General features: G+C 67.6%; 18 protein-coding genes and 3 tRNA genes. 18 read left to right on the forward strand and 3 right to left on the reverse strand.

Annotated features, from left to right (window positions below; translation table 11 throughout):
- The first annotated feature begins 15 nt into the window (after positions 1-15).
- Together gltX and Q4A20_RS00395 are read left to right on the forward strand one after the other, a co-directional pair.
- A complete protein-coding gene (gene gltX, locus Q4A20_RS00390; protein WP_303118835.1) occupies positions 16-1,590 on the forward strand; it encodes a glutamate--tRNA ligase in 1,575 nt (524 codons plus the stop codon).
- 255 nt (positions 1,591-1,845) lie between these two features.
- A complete protein-coding gene (locus tag Q4A20_RS00395; RefSeq protein ID WP_303118838.1) occupies positions 1,846-2,895 on the forward strand; it encodes a hypothetical protein in 1,050 nt (349 codons plus the stop codon).
- 389 nt (positions 2,896-3,284) lie between these two features.
- On the opposite strand, the gene Q4A20_RS00400 is transcribed toward Q4A20_RS00395, so the two are convergent.
- Positions 3,285-3,869: a hypothetical protein gene (locus Q4A20_RS00400; RefSeq protein ID WP_303118840.1), complete on the reverse strand. Its 585-nt coding sequence runs from the start codon at positions 3,867-3,869 to the stop codon at positions 3,285-3,287.
- A 469-nt stretch (positions 3,870-4,338) separates the two neighbouring features.
- Here Q4A20_RS00400 and Q4A20_RS00405 point away from each other — a divergent pair.
- The 12 genes from Q4A20_RS00405 (at position 4,339) to Q4A20_RS00460 (ending at position 14,561) form a co-directional block, all read left to right on the forward strand.
- A tRNA-Gln gene (locus Q4A20_RS00405) sits at positions 4,339-4,410 on the forward strand.
- A 79-nt stretch (positions 4,411-4,489) separates the two neighbouring features.
- Positions 4,490-4,562 (forward strand) — tRNA-Glu (locus tag Q4A20_RS00410).
- A gap of 33 nt (positions 4,563-4,595) precedes the next feature.
- A tRNA-Glu gene (locus Q4A20_RS00415) sits at positions 4,596-4,668 on the forward strand.
- 269 nt (positions 4,669-4,937) lie between these two features.
- The gene (locus tag Q4A20_RS00420) at positions 4,938-6,572 is read left to right on the forward strand and encodes a ribonuclease J (RefSeq protein ID WP_303119014.1); all 1,635 of its coding nucleotides are present in this window, start codon (positions 4,938-4,940) and stop codon (positions 6,570-6,572) included.
- Positions 6,573-6,619: 47 nt separating this feature from the next.
- Entirely contained in the window at positions 6,620-7,534 is a 915-nt protein-coding gene (locus tag Q4A20_RS00425; protein WP_303119016.1) for a PfkB family carbohydrate kinase, read from the forward strand.
- A 54-nt stretch (positions 7,535-7,588) separates the two neighbouring features.
- Positions 7,589-10,306: a DNA translocase FtsK gene (locus Q4A20_RS00430; RefSeq protein ID WP_303118843.1), complete on the forward strand. Its 2,718-nt coding sequence runs from the start codon at positions 7,589-7,591 to the stop codon at positions 10,304-10,306.
- A gap of 84 nt (positions 10,307-10,390) precedes the next feature.
- Positions 10,391-10,996, forward strand: coding sequence for a CDP-diacylglycerol--glycerol-3-phosphate 3-phosphatidyltransferase (gene pgsA, locus Q4A20_RS00435; protein WP_303118845.1), 606 nt, complete (start codon positions 10,391-10,393; stop codon positions 10,994-10,996).
- The gene (locus Q4A20_RS00440) at positions 10,993-11,565 is read left to right on the forward strand and encodes a CinA family protein (RefSeq protein WP_303118847.1); all 573 of its coding nucleotides are present in this window, start codon (positions 10,993-10,995) and stop codon (positions 11,563-11,565) included. The genes pgsA and Q4A20_RS00440 overlap by 4 nt, the downstream gene beginning before the upstream one ends.
- 212 nt (positions 11,566-11,777) lie before the next feature.
- Complete coding sequence (locus Q4A20_RS00445) at positions 11,778-12,143, forward strand: helix-turn-helix domain-containing protein (protein WP_303118849.1); 366 nt, start codon at positions 11,778-11,780, stop codon at positions 12,141-12,143.
- Between the two features lie 245 nt (positions 12,144-12,388).
- Complete coding sequence (locus Q4A20_RS00450) at positions 12,389-12,625, forward strand: DUF3046 domain-containing protein (protein ID WP_303118852.1); 237 nt, start codon at positions 12,389-12,391, stop codon at positions 12,623-12,625.
- Between the two features lie 206 nt (positions 12,626-12,831).
- The gene (gene recA, locus Q4A20_RS00455; protein ID WP_303118855.1) at positions 12,832-14,007 is read left to right on the forward strand and encodes a recombinase RecA; all 1,176 of its coding nucleotides are present in this window, start codon (positions 12,832-12,834) and stop codon (positions 14,005-14,007) included.
- Positions 14,007-14,561 (forward strand): regulatory protein RecX, encoded by a 555-nt coding sequence (locus Q4A20_RS00460; RefSeq protein ID WP_303118856.1) that lies wholly within the window; start codon positions 14,007-14,009, stop codon positions 14,559-14,561. The genes recA and Q4A20_RS00460 overlap by 1 nt, the downstream gene beginning before the upstream one ends.
- Before the next feature lie 80 nt (positions 14,562-14,641).
- Here Q4A20_RS00460 and Q4A20_RS00465 read toward each other — a convergent pair whose 3' ends face one another.
- Positions 14,642-14,875, reverse strand: coding sequence for a hypothetical protein (locus tag Q4A20_RS00465; protein WP_303118858.1), 234 nt, complete (start codon positions 14,873-14,875; stop codon positions 14,642-14,644).
- 242 nt (positions 14,876-15,117) lie between these two features.
- On the opposite strand from Q4A20_RS00465, the gene Q4A20_RS00470 reads away from it, so the two are divergent.
- From Q4A20_RS00470 to Q4A20_RS00485, 4 genes are all read left to right on the forward strand, one after another.
- Positions 15,118-16,617: an NAD(P)/FAD-dependent oxidoreductase gene (locus Q4A20_RS00470; protein ID WP_303118860.1), complete on the forward strand. Its 1,500-nt coding sequence runs from the start codon at positions 15,118-15,120 to the stop codon at positions 16,615-16,617.
- A gap of 103 nt (positions 16,618-16,720) precedes the next feature.
- The gene (miaB, locus tag Q4A20_RS00475) at positions 16,721-18,400 is read left to right on the forward strand and encodes a tRNA (N6-isopentenyl adenosine(37)-C2)-methylthiotransferase MiaB (protein WP_303118863.1); all 1,680 of its coding nucleotides are present in this window, start codon (positions 16,721-16,723) and stop codon (positions 18,398-18,400) included.
- A gap of 152 nt (positions 18,401-18,552) precedes the next feature.
- Complete coding sequence (locus Q4A20_RS00480; protein ID WP_303118865.1) at positions 18,553-19,497, forward strand: hypothetical protein; 945 nt, start codon at positions 18,553-18,555, stop codon at positions 19,495-19,497.
- A complete protein-coding gene (locus tag Q4A20_RS00485; RefSeq protein WP_303118868.1) occupies positions 19,491-19,874 on the forward strand; it encodes a GntR family transcriptional regulator in 384 nt (127 codons plus the stop codon). Before Q4A20_RS00480 ends, Q4A20_RS00485 begins: the two co-directional genes overlap by 7 nt.
- A 159-nt stretch (positions 19,875-20,033) precedes the next feature.
- Here Q4A20_RS00485 and Q4A20_RS00490 read toward each other — a convergent pair whose 3' ends face one another.
- Complete coding sequence (locus Q4A20_RS00490) at positions 20,034-20,609, reverse strand: DM13 domain-containing protein (protein WP_303118871.1); 576 nt, start codon at positions 20,607-20,609, stop codon at positions 20,034-20,036.
- Between the last annotated feature and the right edge of the window lie 80 nt (positions 20,610-20,689).

Below are 20,689 nucleotides of genomic sequence, written 5' to 3' on the forward strand. Positions count from 1 at the left end.
TAGGGTTGGCCCATCATGAGTGACGACACCACCATCCCCCCGGCCTTCAACCTGCCCGCGTCCGGCTCCGCGCCGATCCGCGTTCGTTTCTGCCCCTCACCCACCGGCACTCCCCACGTCGGCATGGTGCGCACCTGCCTGTTCAACTGGGCGTATGCGCGTCACACCGGCGGCACCTTCGTGCTGCGCATTGAAGACACCGACGCCGCCCGCGACTCCGAGGACTCCTTCGAGGCGATTCTCGACTCGCTGCGCTGGCTCGGCCTGGACTGGGACGAGGGGGTGGCCAAGGGCGGCCCTCACGCCCCCTACCGCCAGTCCCAGCGCACCGAGCTGTATCGGCAGGTCGCCGCTGAGCTGATCCAAGCCGGCTACCTGTACGAGTCCTTCTCCACCCCCGCCGAGATCGAGGCGCGCCATCGCGCCAGGGGTGAGGATCCCAAGCTGGGCTATGACGGCTATGACCGCGCCCTCACCGAGGAGCAGAAGGCCGCCTTCCGCGCCGAGGGCCGCCGGCCCGTGCTGCGCATGCGCATGCCGGACGAGGACATCACCTTCCACGACCTGGTGCGTGGTCCGGTCACCTTCAAGGCCGGCTCCGTGCCCGACTACGTGGTCGTGCGCGCCGGTGGTGACCCGCTCTACACGCTCGTCAACCCCGTCGACGACGCCGCCATGGGCATCACTCACGTGCTGCGCGGGGAGGACCTGCTGTCCTCCACGCCTCGGCAGGTGGCGCTGTACCGGGCCCTGATGGAGATCGGCCGGGCGCACAGGGTGCCCGAGTTCGCCCACTTGCCCTACGTGATGGGGGAGGGGAACAGGAAACTGTCCAAGCGCGATCCGGAATCGAATCTGCTGATCCACCGCTTCCGCGGGATGGCGCCGGAGGGGCTGCTGAACTACCTGGCCCTGCTGGGCTGGTCCCTGTCCAAGGACGAGGACGTGTTCACTCCAGACCAGTTGGTGGCCGCCTTCGACATCGCTGATGTCAACCCCAATCCGGCGCGCTTCGACCCCAAGAAGTGCGAGGCCATCAACGCCGAGCACCTGCGTCAGTTGGACGGCGATGACTTCCGTGACCGGCTGGTGCCATATCTCGCCGACGTCTACCCCGACCCGGCCGACCCCGACTGGGCGGCGCGCCCCCTGGTGAGCGCCACCGCATTCGCCGATCTCACGGAACGTGAGCAGGAGGTCCTCTCCGCGGGGGCTCCGCTGATCCAGACCCGCATCCAACTGCTGCGCGAGTCGCGCGACATGCTCGGCTTCCTGCTGGTGGACGATGCCGCGCTCGAGATCGACGAGCGGGCCGTGTCCCGGCTGAAGGACTCCGCCCCGCAGGTGCTCGACACCGCCATTGCCACGTTGGAGGATCTGCCCGTGCCGTGGCGCACCGAGGTGCTGGAGGAGGCCCTGCGCGCGGCCATTGTTGACGGCATGGGGATCAAGCCGCGCCTGGCCTTCGGGCCGTTGCGCGTGGCCGTGACCGGGAGGCAGGTGTCCCCGCCGTTGTTCGAGTCCATGGAGATCCTGGGGGCCGAGTCCTCCCTGGCGCGTCTGCGTGCGCTGCGCACGCGCCTGGGCTGACGCCTGGCGTGAACTTGTGTGCACGAGTGCGAACTCGTGTACATCACGTGAATCCGTGTGCCAGGCGCCTATTCGCGTGGGCGGGGGCCTCAGACCCACACAGCCCGGTCGACCGGCACGGTTAGCGCCCGACGTACACCACCGAATGCCGAGTTACGCCTCGCCGGCGTCCACAGGTGCGGTTCGTGCACCCTCAATCCACAGGGCTCGCCGTCTTCACTGGCGCTGGGTGACGTCGAAGTTCAGGATCGGCGCATGGATGCCTACCCGACTCCGCCGTCACTGCCGCCGGTCATCTTGTCGGCGGCCAGCAACCTGCACCACCTGCCGCGCCGGCCTGAACTCATCCGCCTGATGCGCGGCGTGTACTACCGCCCCTCCGAGGCAACGGAAGTCTGGCAACAGAAACTTGAGGCCAGCCTTGCGCGCTGCCGAGGTGCCTGGGAGACGCGTCGCAGCACAATCGCCTTGACCCACGAATCCGCCGCCCTGCTGCATGGCCTGTGGGTCCGTGATCCCGAGCCGGATGTGTGGACCGCGCTGCCGCGACGCCCGTCGTCGACCATCCTGGCCCTGCCCGGTCTGCAGTTCCGGCGCGGGTATCCGCCCCGCCCGCAGGAGGAGGGAACAGGTAGACGGTTCATACGGCTGCGGCGACGGAGACTGGTCATTCCTGACGAGCAGCTTGTCACGATTCAGGGCATCGTTGTGACCGATCTCCTGAGAACCGCGGTCGATTGTGCCTTCGATCTGCCAGCGTGCCGATCCATCACTGTCGTCGACTCGGCCATGCGCGCTCTGGTTCGCCCGGACCGTCGTGAGCCCGCCGAGTCGCGACGTCGGTGGAGGGAGGTTCGCGCCAGGCTCCTGCAGGCCGTCATGGATCAGGGCCCGCGTAAAGGAGCGGTCCGGGCGCGAGCCGTGGCGCAGATCGCCAGCCCCTTCTCCGAATCGCCGGGGGAGAGCGTTGTGCGCTGGCAGGTTGAGGCCTTCGGGCTGCCCTCCGCGGTGCTGCAGCAGCGCATCGACATTCCCAGTCAGTCACGCAGCTTCTTCCTGGATATGGCCTGGCCGGCGCTGCGAATCGCGGCGGAGTACGACGGTCGCGGCAAGTATCTGGTTACGGGCACTACCTGGGATGAGAAGGTCCGCCAGGATCTCATCCAGGAGTCATCCGGTTGGACCTTCAAACGGTTCACCTCCGAGCACCTGCGCGACCCGGCTCGGCTCGGTCAGGATGTCCTGGCGATGTTTCCGGCGACCGTCGTCGCCAAGGCCCGACGGCGGCGGGCGCTGTGGGACTGAGGCCCCGTGCGCACGACTTGGCGCCATGGGGACCAGGTAGAGGTAGGCCTCCTCCAGGGAGGCCCCGCGCGCACGAGTTCGCCCCGAATACACGAGTTCACGTCGGGCGCACGATTTTTTGGAGGTTTGCGAGTGTTTAAACCGTGCAGAACTCCAAAACTCGTGCGTCTGGAGGCAAAGGCGTGTTACCGGGGCGAATGCGTGTGCATGTTAGAGGACGCATCGCCCGCCCGTGTATCCGCAGCGTCCGCGGTCCGCGCCGTGAGGCCCCCGCGAGTCGGCTGAGGCCGTTGCTCCTTCCGCTCCCGTTCACCGCACGCGCAGGGTGTCAACGGGTCGCCCGTCGGGGTGGTGCCTGCGCGTATCCCGCGCGCCGCGCGAGCACGGCGTCAGTCGTCCATCTTGCCTGCCTTCAGCCCCTCAATGCGGATACCCGACAGGATCGTGTGCCACTGACTCGCGGAGACGTTGTTTCCGCTGGAGCAGATGATCTCAACGCTGAAGTCGAGCCCGGCCTCGCCGACGGCGCGGGCGAACTTGTAACCCTCCACGGACTCCGACGTGCCGTCGTCGTAGTTGAATGTGCCGGTCCAGGTCACCGAGTAGCCCTCCATGGTGCCGCCATCATCGCGCACCAGGTCCAGGGTCTCCCGGCCGGTCTCGTTATAGTCGGAGATCACGGAGTCGCTCACGGCAACCAGCAGCGAACTCATGGTGTCGTCATCCAGGCCCAGGTAGTGGATGCGCTCGGAGATGTCCCGGGTCTCATAGCCGATGCAGGCGTGGTCCCAGGTCCTGAAGCCCTCAATGTTGCCCTTGTCGGAGACCGAGTCGGTATTGACCACGGAGTCATCCTGGTACCAGACGGAGGTGTCCTCGTTGTAGAACTTCAACGACGGCGCGCTCCAGGCCTCCTTGGTCTGCTTGTGGTCGGGCGCAGCGGCAGTTGGTGATTCGGGTCCGCGGCTTCTCATGCCGTTATCAGGGGTCGGACTCGGCGTGGCCGCAATCGTAGGGATGGGGACGGGGCTTGAATTGGCCACGTACTGACTTGATCTGCTTGGTGCAGTGGTGGCTGCTTCGCCGGAGCTGGAGCCGCATGCCCCCAGGGTGAGGCCGGATGCCAGGCAGAGGGAAGCGGCCAGGACCTGTACGGTCCGGTGGCGCGGGAAGCGAAGAGAAGTCATCATTCCTCCGGGTGGGGAAGTCTTGCACAGCCTTGTAAAGCCTTCTAAGACGCCAGTTTAAGGCGGTCCGTGTCCGGGCGCAGCGCCTCCGGCCGGGGAGTGCTACCCATGTTCCAGGGCGGGGTGGGCGATCACCGCGGCCCTGACCGGAGTGGGTGTGGCTGCACTCACGGCAGTCCGACTTGGCGCCGAGCGGACTGGCGTGTAGATTACCGATCGCTGCCCGGGCGCCAGCCGCTCAGGCGCACCAATCTCTTGGGGTATGGTGTAATTGGCAACACAGGTGATTCTGGTTCATCCATTCTAGGTTCGAGTCCTGGTACCCCAGCGGAGAGTGACGGAGTTCGACCGCCATCCTGCGGATGCGGTCACCGCGGCCCCGTCGCCCGCCGGCACAACTGCATGAGGCCCCGTTCGTCTAGCGGCCCAGGACACCGCCCTCTCACGGCGGCAGCACCGGTTCAAATCCGGTACGGGGTACGAGCCACGGTTCCGAATGGAGCCTGTTGGCAGGCCCCGTTCGTCTAGCGGCCCAGGACACCGCCCTCTCACGGCGGCAGCACCGGTTCAAATCCGGTACGGGGTACTTTCTTATCACTTGCCGTGGTTTGCGCCGTATTCATGTGACGTGGGAATGATTCCTGCGCATGGTGCAAGGCGTCGCTCCTCCTGTTCGTCCGGTCCCGGGAACTTCCCCGGCGGCCTCCGCCCGGGTGTTCGACCCCCGATCCGGGATCGTTTCGGCAGTCGCGAGTGACTCCCCGATGCCTCCCCTCGGCCGCGTAAGTGGCTACACTCGCCGCCGTGACCAACTTCCCCAAGCTCTCCGCCCCCGGCCCGCTCCCCGACGGAGCGATGCGCGTCGTCCCCCTGGGAGGCCTCGGCGAGGTCGGGCGCAACATGACCGTGTTCGAAGTCGAGGGCAAACTGCTCATCGTGGACTGCGGTGTGCTCTTCCCCGAGGAGGACCAGCCTGGCGTCGACCTCATCCTGCCCGACTTCACCTACATCGAGGACCGTCTCGACGACGTGGTCGCGATGGTGCTCACCCACGGTCATGAGGACCACATCGGCGGCGTGCCCTACCTGCTACGACTGCGCGAAGACATCCCGCTGATCGGTTCCGACCTCACCCTCGCCTTCGTGTCCGCCAAGCTCTCCGAGCATCGCCTTCACCCGGTTATGCGTGTCGTCTCCGAGCATGAGGAGGTCTCATACGGCCCCTTCGACCTGGAGTTCGTAGCGGTCAACCACTCGATTCCGGACGCCATGGCGGTCATGATCCGCACCTCGGCGGGATCGGCGCTCATCACCGGCGACTTCAAGATCGATTCCCTGCCCATCGACGGGCGCATCACCGACCTGCGCTCCTTCGCTCGCTTCGGCGATGAGGGCGTGGACCTGTTCTGCGTCGACTCCACCAACGCCGAGGTTCCGGGCATGATCGGGCATGAGAACCAGATCGGCCCGGTCCTGGACGGCGTCTTCGCCGAGTCCGACCAGCAGATCATCGTGGCGTCCTTCGCCAGCCATGTGCACCGGGTGCAGCAGGTGCTCGATGCCGCCGCCCTTCACGGTCGGCGGGTGGCCTTGATCGGCCGCTCCATGGTGCGCAACATGGGTATCGCGGCGGAACGAGGTTTCCTGAAGGTCCCCGCAGGGGTACTGATCAACGCTCGGGATTTGACCTCCCTGCCGCCCGAGGAACGAGTCCTGATGGTCACCGGCTCCCAGGGCGAGCCCATGGCGGCCCTGTCGCGCATGGCGCACGGCGAGCACCGCTCCGTCACAGTGGAACCCGGAGACACGGTCATCTTCGCCTCATCCCTGATTCCCGGAAACGAGAACTCCGTGAACCGGGTTATCAACCAGCTCATGCGTCTGGGGGCGCGCGTGGTCCACCAGGGCAATGCCAAGGTGCACGTGTCCGGACACGCCTCCTCCGAGGAGCTGCTGCATGTGTACAACATCGTCGGCCCTCGCAACGTCATGCCGATACACGGTGAGATTCGCCACCTGGTGGCCAATGGGGCGCTAGCGGTCAAGACCGGGGTGGCTCCAAGCCGGGTGATGCTGTGCGAGGACGGCGTGGTGGTGGACCTGACCGACGGCCGGGCCCGTATCGCCGGTTCCGTCCCCTGCGGCTACGTGTACGTGGACGGCTCCTCGGTCGGCGAGATCGACGAGACCGAGCTCAAGGATCGGCGCATCCTCGCAGAGGAGGGCTTCGTCTCCGTGTATGCCGTCGTGGAGACCTCCACCGGCACCATCCTGGCCGGTCCGGATATTCAGGCCCGGGGCGTGGCCGAGGACGACTCCGTGTTCGACGAGGTCCTGCCGGACGTCACGAAGGCGCTTGCCGACGCTCTGGACAAGGGCAATGCCGACGCCCACTCCCTGCAGCAGGCCATGCGCCGCACCCTGGGTCGATGGATCGGCCGCCGCCTGCGCCGTCGTCCCATGATTGTTCCCGTGGTAATCGAAGCATGAACGCCCTGCGCAGCACGCTCATCAGTAAGGGGAACGGGCACAGGGCCATGCGTCGCCCCGCCTGCTTCATCTCCACCGGATCTGTTCTGATTGACCTGCCTCTGCACGTCGAGCGAGTCCCGGCACCCGGGGGCGCCGTCACCGCCACCTCGGCAGGACCGACCGTGGGTGGCGGCTACACCGTCGTATCCGCCGTCGCCCGCCAGGGGCTGCCCGCGGCCCTTGCCGCCACCCTGGGCACCGGGCCCAACTCGGCCCAGGTGCGCGAGACCATGATGCACGACGGTGTCGAGTTGCTCGTGGAAGAACTGGTCGGTGACATCGGCACTTGCACGACCCTGATTGAGCCCAGTGGGCGACGCACCTTCATCACCACCGAGGGTGTGGAGGCCGAGCCCCAGTTGGAGGATCTCCAACGGCTGGAACTTCAGGCGGGAGACTGGGTCTACGCCACTGGTTACGACCTGGTGCACCGCTCCAGCCGCGATGTGTTGGCCTCCTGGTTGTTGCGGCTGCCCGACGGCGTGGGGCTGGTCGTCGACCTGGGGCCGGTGCAGCCGGAGATCCCCGACCATGTGCTGCTGCCCATCCTGCGCCGCACCACACTGCTTACGGGCAACCACTTCGAGATCACCCAGCTGACCGCCCGGCTGGGCAGCCCCGAGGCACTGCGCCGCGACTGCCCCGACGGCCTGCTGGTGCGCCGCACCGGCGTGCACGGCTGTGTCATGTGGCCCGTCGGCGGCGATCGCATTGAAGTGCCCGGCTTCGCCCGCGATGTGGTGGACACCACCGGCGCCGGCGATACCCACACCGGTGTGCTGGTGGTCGGACTCATGGACGGGCTTGATGTCGTTGCCGCGGCGCGCCGCGCCAACGCCGCCGCCGCGGAGGCCGTCAGTCGAATCGGACCGGCGCGCGCTCCTCGGCGAGACGAGATAGACGCGTTCCTGAGTGAGTGATTCGGCGTGGCAGGCCCGCCGTCCCGTGGGCACACGGGTAGCGTTGCAAGCATCATGGCCAACCCTCGCACCAAGACCTCGCCGTCCCCCTCCCGACCCTCCGGTGGACGCTACCGCCGCACCGGCTGGGCCTTCGTCGTGCTGGCACTCGCAGTAGTGATCGGCCTGCGCGAGTGGTTCGGCATCTCCGGCGCCGCCGGCGGCGTGCTGCATCACATCGCCGCCGGCCCCCTCGGGGTGCTCGGCATAGCCGTGCCCCTGCTGTTAGCGGCCCTGGGCGTGGCGATGTTGCGTGCCCACACCTTCTCCGGCACTCCGGTACGTGTGGGAGTCGGCTGCCTGGGAGTGCTCACCGGGGTGGCCGGCATCATCCACGTCAGCTCCGGCAACCCCTCCCTCGACTACGGGATCGCTCCTCTGGAGGAGGCCGGTGGACTGCTGGGATGGGTGGTCGGCTACCCCCTGGCGACCCTGTTCAGCGCGGTGGGCGCCGTCATTCTGTTCATCCTGCTGATCGCCTTCTCCGCACTGGTCGTCTCCGGCAAGACGGTGGCCGAGATTCGCGAGCTCCTGGCCGAGCGCCGCGGGGCCGGGGACGATGACGCCGCCCCGAACCTCGCCACCCGCACCCTGGGGCGCGTGCGCCGTGCCGTGGCCGGAACGGATGACGCCCCCACTGTCCGTCTGGAGGCCTACGACGGCGACGAGCCCTTCCGCACCGCCCTCGAGACCGATAAGCGCCCCCGGGGCAGCGGCCGTCGCAAGCGGACCCGGAACCACGCCGAACCCACTCCCAGTGACGCGGTTACGAGCGTGCTCCCGGACCCGCAGGTCGACGTCCCCCTCGACGCCGACGCGCAGGCCGCCCCCGCACGACGTCCCAAGACCTCCAAGACGTCCAATGCCACCAAGGCCGCGAAGGCCGCGGGCAGGGGCAAGTCGTCGCCGACGCCGGGTGACGCGGCGGCGCCCGCCACTCGCGCGGAGCCCGACGCCGCCACCGAGGAGACTCCCGTCGTCGCGGACGAGCAGGACTTCGCCGACGCCATCGCCTTGGCGCAGATGGAACTGCCCGACGGGTCCACTTACCGGCTGCCCGAGGAATCGCTGCTGGAGCCCGGCCACGGTCATGCCACCCGCACTGACGCAAACGACGCCATCGTTAACCGGCTTCAGGACGTGTTCACCGAGTTCGGTGTGGATGCCACCGTCACCGGCTACACGCGCGGTCCCCAGGTCACCCGCTACGAGGTGCACCTGGGTCGCGGGGTGAACGTGTCCCGGGTGACCGGCCAGGCCAAGAACATCGCCTACGCGGTGGGCTCGGATGAGATCCGCCTGCTCACCCCGATCCCCGGCAAGAGCGCCATCGGCGTGGAGATCCCCAACTCCGACCGGGAGATGGTCAAGCTCGGTGACGTGCTGCGTTCCCAGGCCGCCAAGAAGCAGGCCCACCCGCTGGTGGTGGGTCTGGGCAAGGACGTCGAGGGCGACTACGTGGTCACTAACCTGGCCAAGACGCCCCACCTGCTGGTCGCCGGCCAGACCGGCTCCGGAAAGTCCTCCTTCGTCAACTCCATGATCACCTCCATCATGATGCGGGCCACGCCCGAGGAGGTCCGCATGGTGCTGGTGGACCCCAAACGGGTGGAACTGACCATCTACGAGGGCATTCCACACCTGATCACCCCCATCATCACCTCCCCGAAGAAGGCCGCCGAGGCCCTGGAATGGGTGGTGCGGGAGATGGACGCCCGCTACGACGACCTGGCCTCCTTCGGTTTCAAACACATCGACGACTTCAACAGGGCGGTGCGTGCCGGCGAGGTGCAGCCCCTGCCCGGATCCCAACGCGTGATCGCCCCATACCCCTACCTGTTGGTGGTGGTCGATGAGCTGGCGGACCTGATGATGACCGCGCCCAAGGACGTCGAGGCCTCCATTCAGCGCATCACCCAGCTGGCCCGCGCAGCCGGCATCCATCTGGTGCTCGCCACGCAGCGGCCGGTCGCGCAGGTGGTGACTGGGCTGATCAAGTCCAACGTGCCCTCCCGGCTGGCCTTCGCCACCGCCTCGCAGCTGGACTCGCGCGTCATCCTCGACCAGAACGGCGCTGAGACTCTCACCGGCCAGGGAGACGCCCTCTACCTGGGCCCCGGTGCCTCCGCCCCCGTGCGCGTGCAGGGCTCCTGGGTCACGGAGTCTGAAATCCGTGCCGTCGTCGACCACGTCAAGGGCCAGCTGCAGCCCGACTACCGCGAGGACGTGATCGTCCCGGAGGTCAAGAAGCAGATTGATGAGGAGATCGGCGACGACATGGACCTGCTGCTGCAGGCCGCCGAACTGATCATCACCAGCCAGTTCGGCTCCACCTCCATGCTCCAGCGCAAGCTGCGGGTCGGCTTTGCCAAGGCGGGCCGGCTCATGGACCTGCTCGAGACCCGGGAGGTCGTCGGCCCCTCTGAGGGGTCCAAGGCCCGTGAGGTGCTGGTTCAGCCGGAGCAGCTGGAGGAGACCCTCGCCTGGATCAAGGGCGAGGGATCAGCCCCCGGTGCTGAGGATGCCGACGCCGAGCCTGACGAGGGCGGCGTGGACGACACCGCTGCGTCCACGGCCGACGCCGTCGCCACGACCACGCTCACCGACCGCTACGGCAACGACCCGTTGGAGGCGGAGCGGGGCTCGGGAGAGTCGGAGTCCTGGGATGATCTGGCCGCCGAGGAGGACTCCGAGGATGCCTGGAGCCTGACCGGCCGCGGCGCCTCTTGGTGAGATGCCGTGCGCGTCGTACCCGGCGCAGGGTCTTGGTGTAGCACGTGCTGCATGAGCGGGCTCAGGCGAAGTAGGCTTGCCGTGATGACTGCGAAGACTCCCATTGCGCAGGAGCGAAGTGCTCCGCTGCTCAACGTTGCCAACGCGTTGACGGTGCTGAGGCTCATACTGGTGCCCGTCTTCATCTGGCTGATGCTCCAGAGCGGTGAGCCGGTGCGTCTGGGCGCCACAGTCGTTTTCATCGTGGCGGCCATAACGGACAAGTTGGATGGACAGCTGGCCCGCTCCCTGGGCTTGATCACCAGTTTCGGTAAGATCGCAGACCCCATCGCCGACAAGGCGCTGACACTGTCCGCCTTCGTACTGCTGTCCTTGGACGGCCACTTGTGGTGGTGGGTGACGATCACCATTATCGTGCGGGAACTGGGCATCACGGTGCTGCGTTTCTTCATGCTGCGCCGCGCCGTCATGGCCGCCTCCCGGGGTGGCAAGCTCAAGACGGTGCTGCAGATGACGGGGATTATCGGTCTGCTCGTGCCCTGGGCGCTGTTCCTGCCGGAGCCGGCGGTCGCCGTGCTCATGATGATCGCCTACGCAGCCATTGGAGCCGCCCTGGTGGTCACCGTCGTCACCGGGGTGGACTACGTGCTCCAAGCACGGCGGATCGCACGCACTAAGGAGACTGCATGACGGCATCGGCGGAGCAGGTCGGGGCCAGGCCGTCCGCGTCGGACGTCGGCCGCAACACACTGGTGGAGGCAGCCCGTTTCCTGCTGGCCAAGGCGGAGGAGAGGAACCTCACTCTGGCGGTGGCCGAGTCTCTCACCGGCGGTGAGGTCGCCTCCACGCTGGTAAGCGTGCCCGGGGCATCCGCCGTCGTCGTTGGCGCAGTGGTGGCCTACGCCACCCGTGTCAAGAAGCAGGTGCTCGGCGTCGACTCGGAGTGTCTGGACGCAACCGGCCCGGTCGACGGCGAAGTCGCCAAGCAGATGGCGGCAGGTGTGGTCCGGCTCATGGATGCGGACCTGGGGCTGGCGACTACCGGAGTGGCCGGTCCGGGTGCGGCCGACGGGCATCAGGCCGGCACCGTGCACGTGGCCGTTGCCTCCCCCTGGGGGACACTGGCCCGTGAACTGCACCTGTCCGGGGACCGGGATGCCGTGCGTGACGGCGCCACTACGGCGGTGCTGGCTCTCGCCGGTGCCCTGCTTGAGGCCGTACCGGGGCCTGGGGCGGACCCTGAGGCGGGCTCAGAATGACGTCGGCGGCGACCTGAATTGTCGACTTGGGAGATCCCGACGCGACCTCCAGGTTACTTCCAGACTTCTCCGCAAAGATCTGAACAGTGCCGCCGGTGGAGGTTCTGCCGGCGGCGGGAATGAAACCGCCGGATGAATGGTTGTGCCACACGATGAACAACGTGACTCACCCCCGCACTACCCGCCCTGCGCGCCCGGTTGGACGTGCACCGATGCGGCAAGCCTCCGCGGCGGGGCAGGGCGCCGTCGTGGAGGCCAGGGCGAACAAGCATGAGAACATCCTCCTGCGTCGCGAGATCGGCGAGGTGCTTCGTTCGGTGCGTCAGCACCAGGGGCGCACCCTGCGTGAGGTCTCCGGTCAGGCCAGGGTCTCCCTCGGCTACCTCTCGGAGGTTGAACGTGGTCAGAAGGAGGCCTCCTCCGAACTGCTGGCCTCCATCTGTCAGGCACTCGACGCCCCCTTGTCGGCGGTACTGCGCGAAGTCTCTGATCGCATTGCCGTTGCTGAGGGTGTGGCCGTGCCCGATACGATCCCGGACGAGCTCGTCCGCCAGCAGCAGGGCTTGACTCTCCGCTGAGACACGGCGCTGGCACTGCTCCTGCCTTTGAATCGAACGCTTCCTAATCGTGCCCGGATGTCGACCGCCCCGGTGGCCGACATCCGGGCACGGTTGTGCCGCGGAGGGGAGCGGAGCCATACTTCCCGACCGCACGCACCGGCCGGACCGGTTCCAGGACGTGCGCCCGAGGTCACGTCGGAGCGTCCGCGTCACGCCGGCGGCTCAAGCGTCCTCTGCCGTCTGTTACTACCGTGAGGATTCTCATGAAGCACTCGGAGTTTTGGCGCGCCGTCGACACGGTGTTCGGCTCCACCTACGGCCGCTCGTTGGCGCAGGATCTGGTCCTTACCGGCATTGGTCGCACCAGTGTCGAGGCATTGGACGCGGGCGTGCCGCCGCGTGAGGTTTGGCATGCCCTGTGTGATGACACCGACCGCAGTGAAGCGGACCGCTGGGTGTTCCGCGATGACCTGCGCGGGCGCCGTCGCGACACGCGTTGAACACCGCTCGCATTCGAACAGTTGTTCGCCTACTGTGGTCCACAGGCGACGCTCGTGCACCCCTCATCCACAGGGATGGTCAAGGGATCGTGAAACATGTCAGTGGTCCGGCATAACGTCGCTCGTGAGCCCCGGAGAGGGACGCTCACTACAGGACCAGCCGTATCCACCGCGGCGGCGAGCCGCATGAGAACAGAGGAACAACAATGCCCACCGCAACCCAGACGCAGGACCGTTCCAAGGCCCTGGCCACCGCTCTCGCCCAGATCGACAAGTCCTTCGGCAAGGGTTCGGTCATGCGGCTCGGCGAGGATGTCAGACCGCCTGTCTCGGTCATTCCCACCGGCTCCGTTGCGCTCGACGTCGCCCTCGGGGTGGGCGGCCTGCCCCGCGGCCGCATCGTGGAGATCTACGGGCCCGAGTCCTCCGGCAAGACCACGGTTGCCCTGCATGCGGTCGCCAGTGCTCAGAAGGCCGGTGGCAATGCCGCCTTCATCGATGCCGAACATGCCCTCGACCCTGTCTACGCCAAGGCCCTGGGGGTGGACACCGACAATCTGCTGGTCTCCCAGCCGGATACCGGAGAGCAGGCCCTGGAGATCGCCGACATGCTCATCCGCTCCGGTGGGCTGGACATCATCGTTATTGACTCCGTTGCGGCCCTCGTGCCTAAGGCGGAGATCGAAGGGGAGATGGGAGATTCGCACGTCGGTCTGCAGGCCCGGCTGATGAGTCAGGCGTTGCGCAAGATCACCGGCGCACTGTCCTCAACCGGCACCACCGCCATCTTCATCAACCAACTGCGCGAGAAGATCGGCGTCTTCTTCGGCAATCCCGAGACCACCACCGGCGGCAAGGCTCTGAAGTTCTATGCATCGGTGCGCATTGACGTGCGTCGGATCCAGACCCTCAAGGACGGCGATCAGCCGGTCGGCAACCGCACCCGCGCCAAGGTCGTCAAGAACAAGATGGCTCCTCCCTTCAAGCAGGCCGAGTTCGACATCCTGTACGGCCGCGGGATCTCCCGCGAGGGGGGCATTATCGATCTGGGCGTGGAGAACGGCATTGTGCGCAAGTCCGGCGCCTGGTTCACCTACGGCACCGACCAGCTCGGTCAGGGCAAGGAGAACGCCCGGGCGTTCCTCAAGGACAACCCCGAGCTGGCTGATGAGATCGAGCACAAGATTCTGGCCGCCCTCGGCATCGGCGAACCCGGTCGCGAGGCCCGTGAGGCCGCGGCGGACAAGGCCGCGGCGGAGAAGGCCGCCCGCCCCACACCGGTGAAGGGCTCTGCCGCGTCCAAGACCGGTGGACGTAAGAAGAAGGCCCCAGCGGCTGAGGAGGCCGATGCGATGTTCGGTGAGGATGCCGGCGGTTTCTGATGCCCTGGCTGACCCCTGACGCTCACACCGAGCAGGTTGAGGCGGCCCGAGACGTCGTGCTGCGCCGCCTCGACCGCTCCGCTGCTCCGCGCGCTGCGCTGGCGCACTTGCTGGAGCGCAAGGAGGTCGATCCGGCTGTCGCCCGGGAGGTCCTGGATCGCCTGGAAGCGGCGGGAGTGATAGACGACGCCGCTTACGCCGCCCGCCTGGCGCGCACCCGCTTCGCAGAGAAGGGAGCTGCCCGGCGAGCCATTGCGGATGAACTGCGCCGTAAGGGTCTGGGTGAAGAGCACATCCGGGCCGCGCTGGCGCAGATCGACGGAGAGGACGAGGAGACTGCCGCCTTGGCGCTGGCCCGTAAACGTCTGGCGGTCGGCCGGGGGCTGGAGACGGCTGTGCGCCGTCGGCGGGCCTTGGCTGCGCTGGGCCGCAAGGGATACTCCGCCGGTGTCGCCGCCCGCGCCGTCGATCGGGCGCTGGCGGAGGAGGACGTCGGCAACGCCCTTGTCGGCGGGGCTGCGGAGGCTGCGTCGGCAAATGACTGGGGCGCTTAGCCCGCTCGGTTGTCGCTGAAGCGGCTAGTCGGGCCGGAGAGTCGGCGGTCGGGTGAGCTGAAGCGCCTGCGCGCCTGGCCTCAGTCCTGTGGGATCAGCAGGTCGCGATAGTCGTATACGTCAACTTGGAGCTGAGTAGCAGGCTGTCGGCTTAAGAACTCGCCGGCGATTCTCACATCGGTGGTGAGCAGCTCTGCAGAGCCGAGTTGAACGATGTTGTTGCTGTCGTCCTGCTTGTTGGTGACGGCGGACAGCGGTGTGCCGTGCCACTGGGAGATGTCGCTGAGCGAGAACTCTCCCTCCGCCGAGCTCATCGGGGCGGAGCGTGTCTGGTTCGGCTTTAAGGCTGAGCGTGGTGGCGGTTAAACCTGACGCGCCGAGGTCTTGGCCCGCCAGCGGGGTCTGCGTGCCGTAGGTGGAGCGGCTGGCTGAGGCTTCGGCCTCTGAGGTCGTGGGGGAGGTGTTGCCTCTAAGGCGGTGGGGGTGTGAGGCGAATCATCGGAAATGATTCCCACGCCGCTTCCTCCTTACATAAGGCAACCCTTACATTTGCGCTATGAGACGTCCCGTCGCCATCATCCTCACCTCCGCCGGACTTGCCGCAGGTGCCGCGATCGCCCTGACCGCTCGACCGAGGCGCCTGCATGTGCCCCCGGTTCCTCTGGGCGATAGGCGTCACCGTCCGCCCCGTGTGCTCATTGCCGGCGGCGGTTACGTCGGCTTCATCGCAGCTCGGGAGCTGCGTAAACGGCTGAATACCGATGAGGTGGAGATCGCCGTCGTCGATCCGCGCCCGTACATGACCTACCAACCCTTCTTGCCTGAGGTCGCCGCCGGTTCCATCCAGCCGCGGCATGTGGTCGCCTCCCACCGTCGCGGCCTGGACGGCATCACCATCCTGACCGGTTCAGTCACAGACATCGACCACGCACACCGCAGCGTCACCGTCACGCCCCCCATACCCGAGTCCACCAGAATCACCCCCGAGCCCTATCCACTGACCTATGACCACCTAGTGCTCGCCCTGGGTGCCGAGGCACGTACCCTGCCCATTCCCGGTCTGGCCGAGCAGGCCCTGGGCTTCAAGCAGGTGGAGGAGGCGCTCGCTCTGCGCAACCGAGTGCTCTCCCGCATCGAAGAGGCCGCCTCCACCTGGGATCACGACCGGCGTCGGCGCCTGCTCACGTTCGTATTCGTGGGCGGCGGTTTCGCCGGCGTGGAGGCGATCGCCGAGTTGGAGGACATGGCCCGCGCCGCTGTGGCCAAGATCCCAAGCATCGAACAGAGCGATGTGCACTTCGTGCTGGTAGAAGGCACCCGCCGCATCCTGCCCGAACTCACCGAGGAGCTGTCCGGCTACGGCCTGCAGCAACTGCGGGAGCGCGACATCGACGTGCGGCTATCCACCTTCTTGAACTCCTGCGTCGACGGACACGTGGTCCTGTCCGACGGCACCGAGTTCGACGCCGACACCATTGTGTGGACCGCAGGGGTAAAGGCGGCCCCGGTGCTGGCCGACTCGGACCTGCCCATTGAGGGGCGCGGCCGCGTCACCGCCCTGCCCACATTGCAGGTGGCCCGTGAGGGCGTGGTCGTGGATGGTGCCTGGGCCGCAGGCGACTGTGCGGCCGTGCCCGACCTGGCCGGCGACGATCCGGAGGCCACCTGTGCACCCACCGCTCAGCACGCGGTCCGTCAGGCCAAGGTCTTGGCCGACAACCTGGTGAAGACTCTGACGGCCGATGCCGACGGGCAGCCGCAGCTGTCCGTTTACCGGCACGAGAACCTCGGCACCGTCGCCTCTCTCGGCATCGGCAAGGGGGTGGCCCGCATCATGGGGCACAACCTGCGTGGCATTCCGGCCTGGACCGCTCACCGCGGCTATCACGTCTATGCCATGCCCACTCTCAACCGGAAGGTGCGGATCATGATGGACTGGTTCGCGGCCGTCGTCTTCCGCCGCGACTTGGCCAGCTTCGGATCGGTGGCCGCACCCGGTGCCGCCTTCGCCGCTGCCGCGGAGCACGACGCCCGCCTGGCCCAGCGGCGCGGCTGAGTCCTCCACTATCCCAGGAGAGGAGATCCGTGGCGCCGCGACGGCTCTGTGGCTGCCAACACGGACGTCGTTCAGAGCGCTGATCAGGCCTACACTTCGCGGGATGACTACGATCGAGACGATTGGCAGCACCGCCTCCTCCAACAAACGGTCATGGGGCGCGGACCCTCCCCGCACCTACCACGTGCGCACGCTCGGCTGCCAGATGAATGTTCACGACTCCGAGCATATGGCGGGCCTGCTGGAGCAGGCGGGATACCGCCGCGCCGAGGACGTTCCCGAGGTGGCGGCGCGTGCTACCGCGGCCGGTGACGGCGGTGCGGACGTCGTCATCATCAATACCTGCTCCGTGCGGGAGAACGCCGCCACCCGCCTGTTCGGCAACCTCGGTCAGCTGGCCGCAGTCAAGCGGGAGCGCCCCGGCATGCAGATCGCCGTGGCCGGCTGCCTGGCCCAGCAGATGGGGGAGGGGATCGTCGAGAAGGCCCCGTGGGTCGACGTCGTCTTCGGCACCCACAACATCGATGTGCTACCCGCACTGCTGGACCGCGCCCGCCACAACGCCGAGGCCGCCGTCGAGATCGAGGAGTCCCTGAAGGTCTTCCCCTCCACTCTGCCGACCCGGCGTGAGTCGCCCTACGCCGCCTGGGTGTCCATCGCGGTGGGCTGCAACAACACCTGTACCTTCTGCATCGTCCCCTCCCTGCGCGGCAAGCAGCGCGACCGGCGCCCCGGTGACATCCTGGCCGAGGTCCAGGCCGTCGCCGCCCAGGGGGCCATCGAGGTCACCCTGCTGGGGCAGAACGTCAACTCCTACGGTGTCGGCTTCGGTGAGCGTGGCGCCTTCGCCGGCCTGCTGCGCGCGGCCGGGAGCGTGGAGGGCATTGAGCGGGTGCGCTTCACCAGCCCGCACCCGGCGGCCTTCACCGACGACGTCATCGACGCCATGGCCGACACGCCCGCGGTCATGCCGAGCCTGCACATGCCGCTGCAATCCGGATCGGACCGGGTCCTGCGGGCCATGCGCCGCTCCTACCGAACCCGCCGGTTCCTCGACATCCTCGAGCGCGTGCGCGACCGGATGCCGCAGGCCGCCATCACCACCGACCTGATCGTCGGCTTCCCCGGCGAGACCGAGGCGGATTTCCAGGCGACCCTCGACGTCGTGGAGCAGGCCCGCTTCGCCTCCGCCTTCACCTTCGAGTTCTCCCCACGCCCGGGCACCCCGGCCGCGGGCATGCCCGACCAGGTGCCGATCGAGGTGGTCAAGGAGCGCTACGCCCGTCTGGACGAACTGGTGCGGCGCATCACCCGGGAGGAGAACGAGCGTCAGGAGGGGCGCATCGTCGAGATCCTCGTGGCCGAGGGCGAGGGCCGCCGCGACCGGGCCACGGCACGCATCTCCGGGCGCGCCGCCGACAACCGCCTGGTGCACGCCGCCCTGCCGGTCGGGCTGGCGGCAGACGACTACGCCGCCGGCGCCCCGCGGCCCGGAGACATGCTCATCGTCCGCGTCACGCACGGCGCCCCCCACAACCTCATTGCCGATTCCGCCCGCTGCGGCGTCGCGGCCGATGGGGCGGCCGTGGATGGTGCGGGCCGAGGTGCCGGGGACCGCATCTGGCTGGACGGCGGCCCCGCCCTGTTCGAGGTGCGGCGCACCCGGGCCGGGGATGCCTGGGAGCGCCGTCGCCGTGAATCCCACGCCGAGCCCGAGCCGGATGCGGCGCCCGTGGCCATTGGTATGCCGACGCTCCGTCCCGGGGCGCATGGCATGAGGTAGGTCGTCTGCACCGCTTCGCGATCACGAATAGTGATGCTTTGAGGGCGCGCATCGTGAGCGACTCGGAGTCGCTGGGTGGACCCGTGGGAGTTGACAGTCAGGCGGTGTACTGACACACTGAGTGTGTTGGTACACTGAGTGAGAGGTCGGTGATGTCGACATTCGTCGTTTGGGTGCTCGTGGCCGCCGTCGTATTCCAGCTGCCCGCCGCGAGCGCACTCCGGGACGGCTCCGGCCGGGATCAACACACCGAGGAGTACCTCGCCGGACAGGGGCTCGTGCTGCCGCCCGACCTGCGGCAGCAGCTGCTCTCGCGCCTGCATCTGCGGTCGCATACCGCCGTCGCCTGGGGCTGGGGCGGCTGGGCAGCGGGTGTCGCGATGGCCGCGGCGGTCCAGGCGTTCGGCGCCGTCCACCTCGTACCGCTCATCACGCTCCTGGCCACTGCTCTTGGGCATGCGACCGGCGCGATCATCGGCCTGATGCGGGAGGTGGTCGATCCTCTCCCAGCCGCACCCCGGGTGGCCCGCGCCCGGGCCACGACGTGGAGGGATTACTGCGACCGCTGGGACCGTCGTGCGGCGCTCCTTGCGGTCCTGTCCACCGCTTTCGCCTGCATCGCCGCCCTGGGCGTGTGGGTGCTGACCCCGCTGCGCCCGGACGGCGGGTGGCTGGTGCTCGCGGCAGTCATCGGCGCGGGGGCGTGTGTGGGAGTCGCGGATATGCTCTGCCTGCGGCTCGCAGCGGTCCTGGCCGATCGTCCCCAGCGGGCACACGGCGACCTCGAGCTCGCCTGGGATGATGCGCTGCGCTCGGGCGCCGTCAGGGGAGTGCTCGACGTGGTTGTTGGCACCGGGCTCCTGGCGACCCTGATCATTCTCGGGACCTCTGCCACGTGGCTGATCGCCCCGGAGGTGCGTGCCCGGGGCATGGAGCTGACCGCGCTCCTGGGGCTGGCCGCCCTTCTTGTGGGGCTCGCCTGCTGGGCGGCGATTCTCGTGCCGTGGCAGCGCGGACGGCGGGTGCGCAACCCCTCCCTGGGGCTGTGGCGCGACCATGACCTCTCGGGGCCTGCGCAGGAGGGGCGGGCGTGCTGACGGTCGACGCCTCCGGGCGGACACCCCCCTTCGAGCAGATCCGGGACCAGTTGAGGGCGCAGATCGTCGCCGGGGATCTCGACGTCGGGACGAGGCTGCCCTCGGTACGTCGGCTCGCAGCGGACCTCGGGGTCGCTCCGGGGACGGTTGCCCGGGCCTACCGAGAACTCGAACAGGCCGGCCTGGTCCGCACCAACCGGCGCACCGGCACGATCGTCGCGCCGCCCGCGGCCGTGGGCGGGCGCAGTGCGGCCGAACTCGCGGCGTACTGCGTCGCCGGAATGCGGGGGCTCGCGCTCACCGACGAGCAGATCGTGGCGGCCGTGCAGGACTGCCTGCGGCGTGATCCTCGACCGCCGACCGATTTCGGTACGTAAGTTCAACCGATCTCGGCGGGGGGCGGTGAATAGTTCGGCAGGCAGGGTGCGGAAGGCGTGGGGGACGGCCGCCGAGCCGCCGGTTGTGGCCGTCGCGTGGCGCCACCAAGTGAAGACACGGCGCCACCACAGCCCTATATGTCAATAGTCCGGTAACTTTCAAGCACTGGCAGTCAGAGCGGCTGCTCCGAATGACACGCTGAAGTCTTCGCACCAGAGGACCACGGACTTCCAGGTCGTCAGGTCGATATCCGAGGGCAAGTCGTACAGCTGGTTGCCTTTGTTCCCCTTTAGAGTAGAGACGTCGAGGTGATCGTGATCGGCTGCCGTGTGCCATCCGCCCGTACCCTCGACCACGGGTCCTGCGCTTAACCACACGTGGACATCTGGTCCGTTAGAAGTCATCAGGTCGGCCAACGCAAGTTGGTGGCTCCCGTCCGGCAACCTGTAGATGGTCGCCGTGCCGCTCGTCTCGTGCTCGTGGGATACGAAGGAGCCGGTAGCCACGACGGTGGGGGCGGCGGGCTGGGACTGCGTTTGCAGACCCGGGTCGGGAGCGTCCGATTGCGGTGTATCTGGTGCTGTAGCGGCTGCTGGCGGTAGCGCGTCGTTGACGGTCTTGTCAATGAATAGGAGCCAGGGTTTGAAAATGGCTAGAGCGGCGATGAGCAGGATCGCGGTTATGCCAGCCAGAGGCAGGATGACACGCTTGCTGTGCGGGAAGGCGAGCGACACAAAGGTCTCCTTTCAATGTTTCCTCAATGATAGATATACCTTATGTGGCGAGTGCAGCCTTGTCTAATCGCTGTGAATGA

This window comes from Actinomyces sp. (genome assembly GCF_030530635.1).
Lineage (GTDB): Bacteria > Actinomycetota > Actinomycetes > Actinomycetales > Actinomycetaceae > Actinomyces.

Bases quoted from the DNA above. Each gene is read 5' to 3' on its own strand.
- gltX (WP_303118835.1), top strand. From the start codon at position 16: ATGAGTGACGACACCACCATCCCCCCGGCCTTCAACCTGCCCGCGTCC.
- Q4A20_RS00395 (WP_303118838.1), top strand. From the start codon at position 1,846: ATGGATGCCTACCCGACTCCGCCGTCACTGCCGCCGGTCATCTTGTCG.
- Q4A20_RS00400 (WP_303118840.1), bottom strand. From the start codon at position 3,869: ATGAGAAGCCGCGGACCCGAATCACCAACTGCCGCTGCGCCCGACCAC.
- Q4A20_RS00420 (WP_303119014.1), top strand. From the start codon at position 4,938: ATGCGCGTCGTCCCCCTGGGAGGCCTCGGCGAGGTCGGGCGCAACATG.
- Q4A20_RS00425 (WP_303119016.1), top strand. From the start codon at position 6,620: ATGCGTCGCCCCGCCTGCTTCATCTCCACCGGATCTGTTCTGATTGAC.
- Q4A20_RS00430 (WP_303118843.1), top strand. From the start codon at position 7,589: ATGGCCAACCCTCGCACCAAGACCTCGCCGTCCCCCTCCCGACCCTCC.
- pgsA (WP_303118845.1), top strand. From the start codon at position 10,391: ATGACTGCGAAGACTCCCATTGCGCAGGAGCGAAGTGCTCCGCTGCTC.
- Q4A20_RS00440 (WP_303118847.1), top strand. From the start codon at position 10,993: ATGACGGCATCGGCGGAGCAGGTCGGGGCCAGGCCGTCCGCGTCGGAC.
- Q4A20_RS00445 (WP_303118849.1), top strand. From the start codon at position 11,778: ATGCGGCAAGCCTCCGCGGCGGGGCAGGGCGCCGTCGTGGAGGCCAGG.
- Q4A20_RS00450 (WP_303118852.1), top strand. From the start codon at position 12,389: ATGAAGCACTCGGAGTTTTGGCGCGCCGTCGACACGGTGTTCGGCTCC.
- recA (WP_303118855.1), top strand. From the start codon at position 12,832: ATGCCCACCGCAACCCAGACGCAGGACCGTTCCAAGGCCCTGGCCACC.
- Q4A20_RS00460 (WP_303118856.1), top strand. From the start codon at position 14,007: ATGCCCTGGCTGACCCCTGACGCTCACACCGAGCAGGTTGAGGCGGCC.
- Q4A20_RS00465 (WP_303118858.1), bottom strand. From the start codon at position 14,875: ATGAGCTCGGCGGAGGGAGAGTTCTCGCTCAGCGACATCTCCCAGTGG.
- Q4A20_RS00470 (WP_303118860.1), top strand. From the start codon at position 15,118: ATGAGACGTCCCGTCGCCATCATCCTCACCTCCGCCGGACTTGCCGCA.
- miaB (WP_303118863.1), top strand. From the start codon at position 16,721: ATGACTACGATCGAGACGATTGGCAGCACCGCCTCCTCCAACAAACGG.
- Q4A20_RS00480 (WP_303118865.1), top strand. From the start codon at position 18,553: ATGTCGACATTCGTCGTTTGGGTGCTCGTGGCCGCCGTCGTATTCCAG.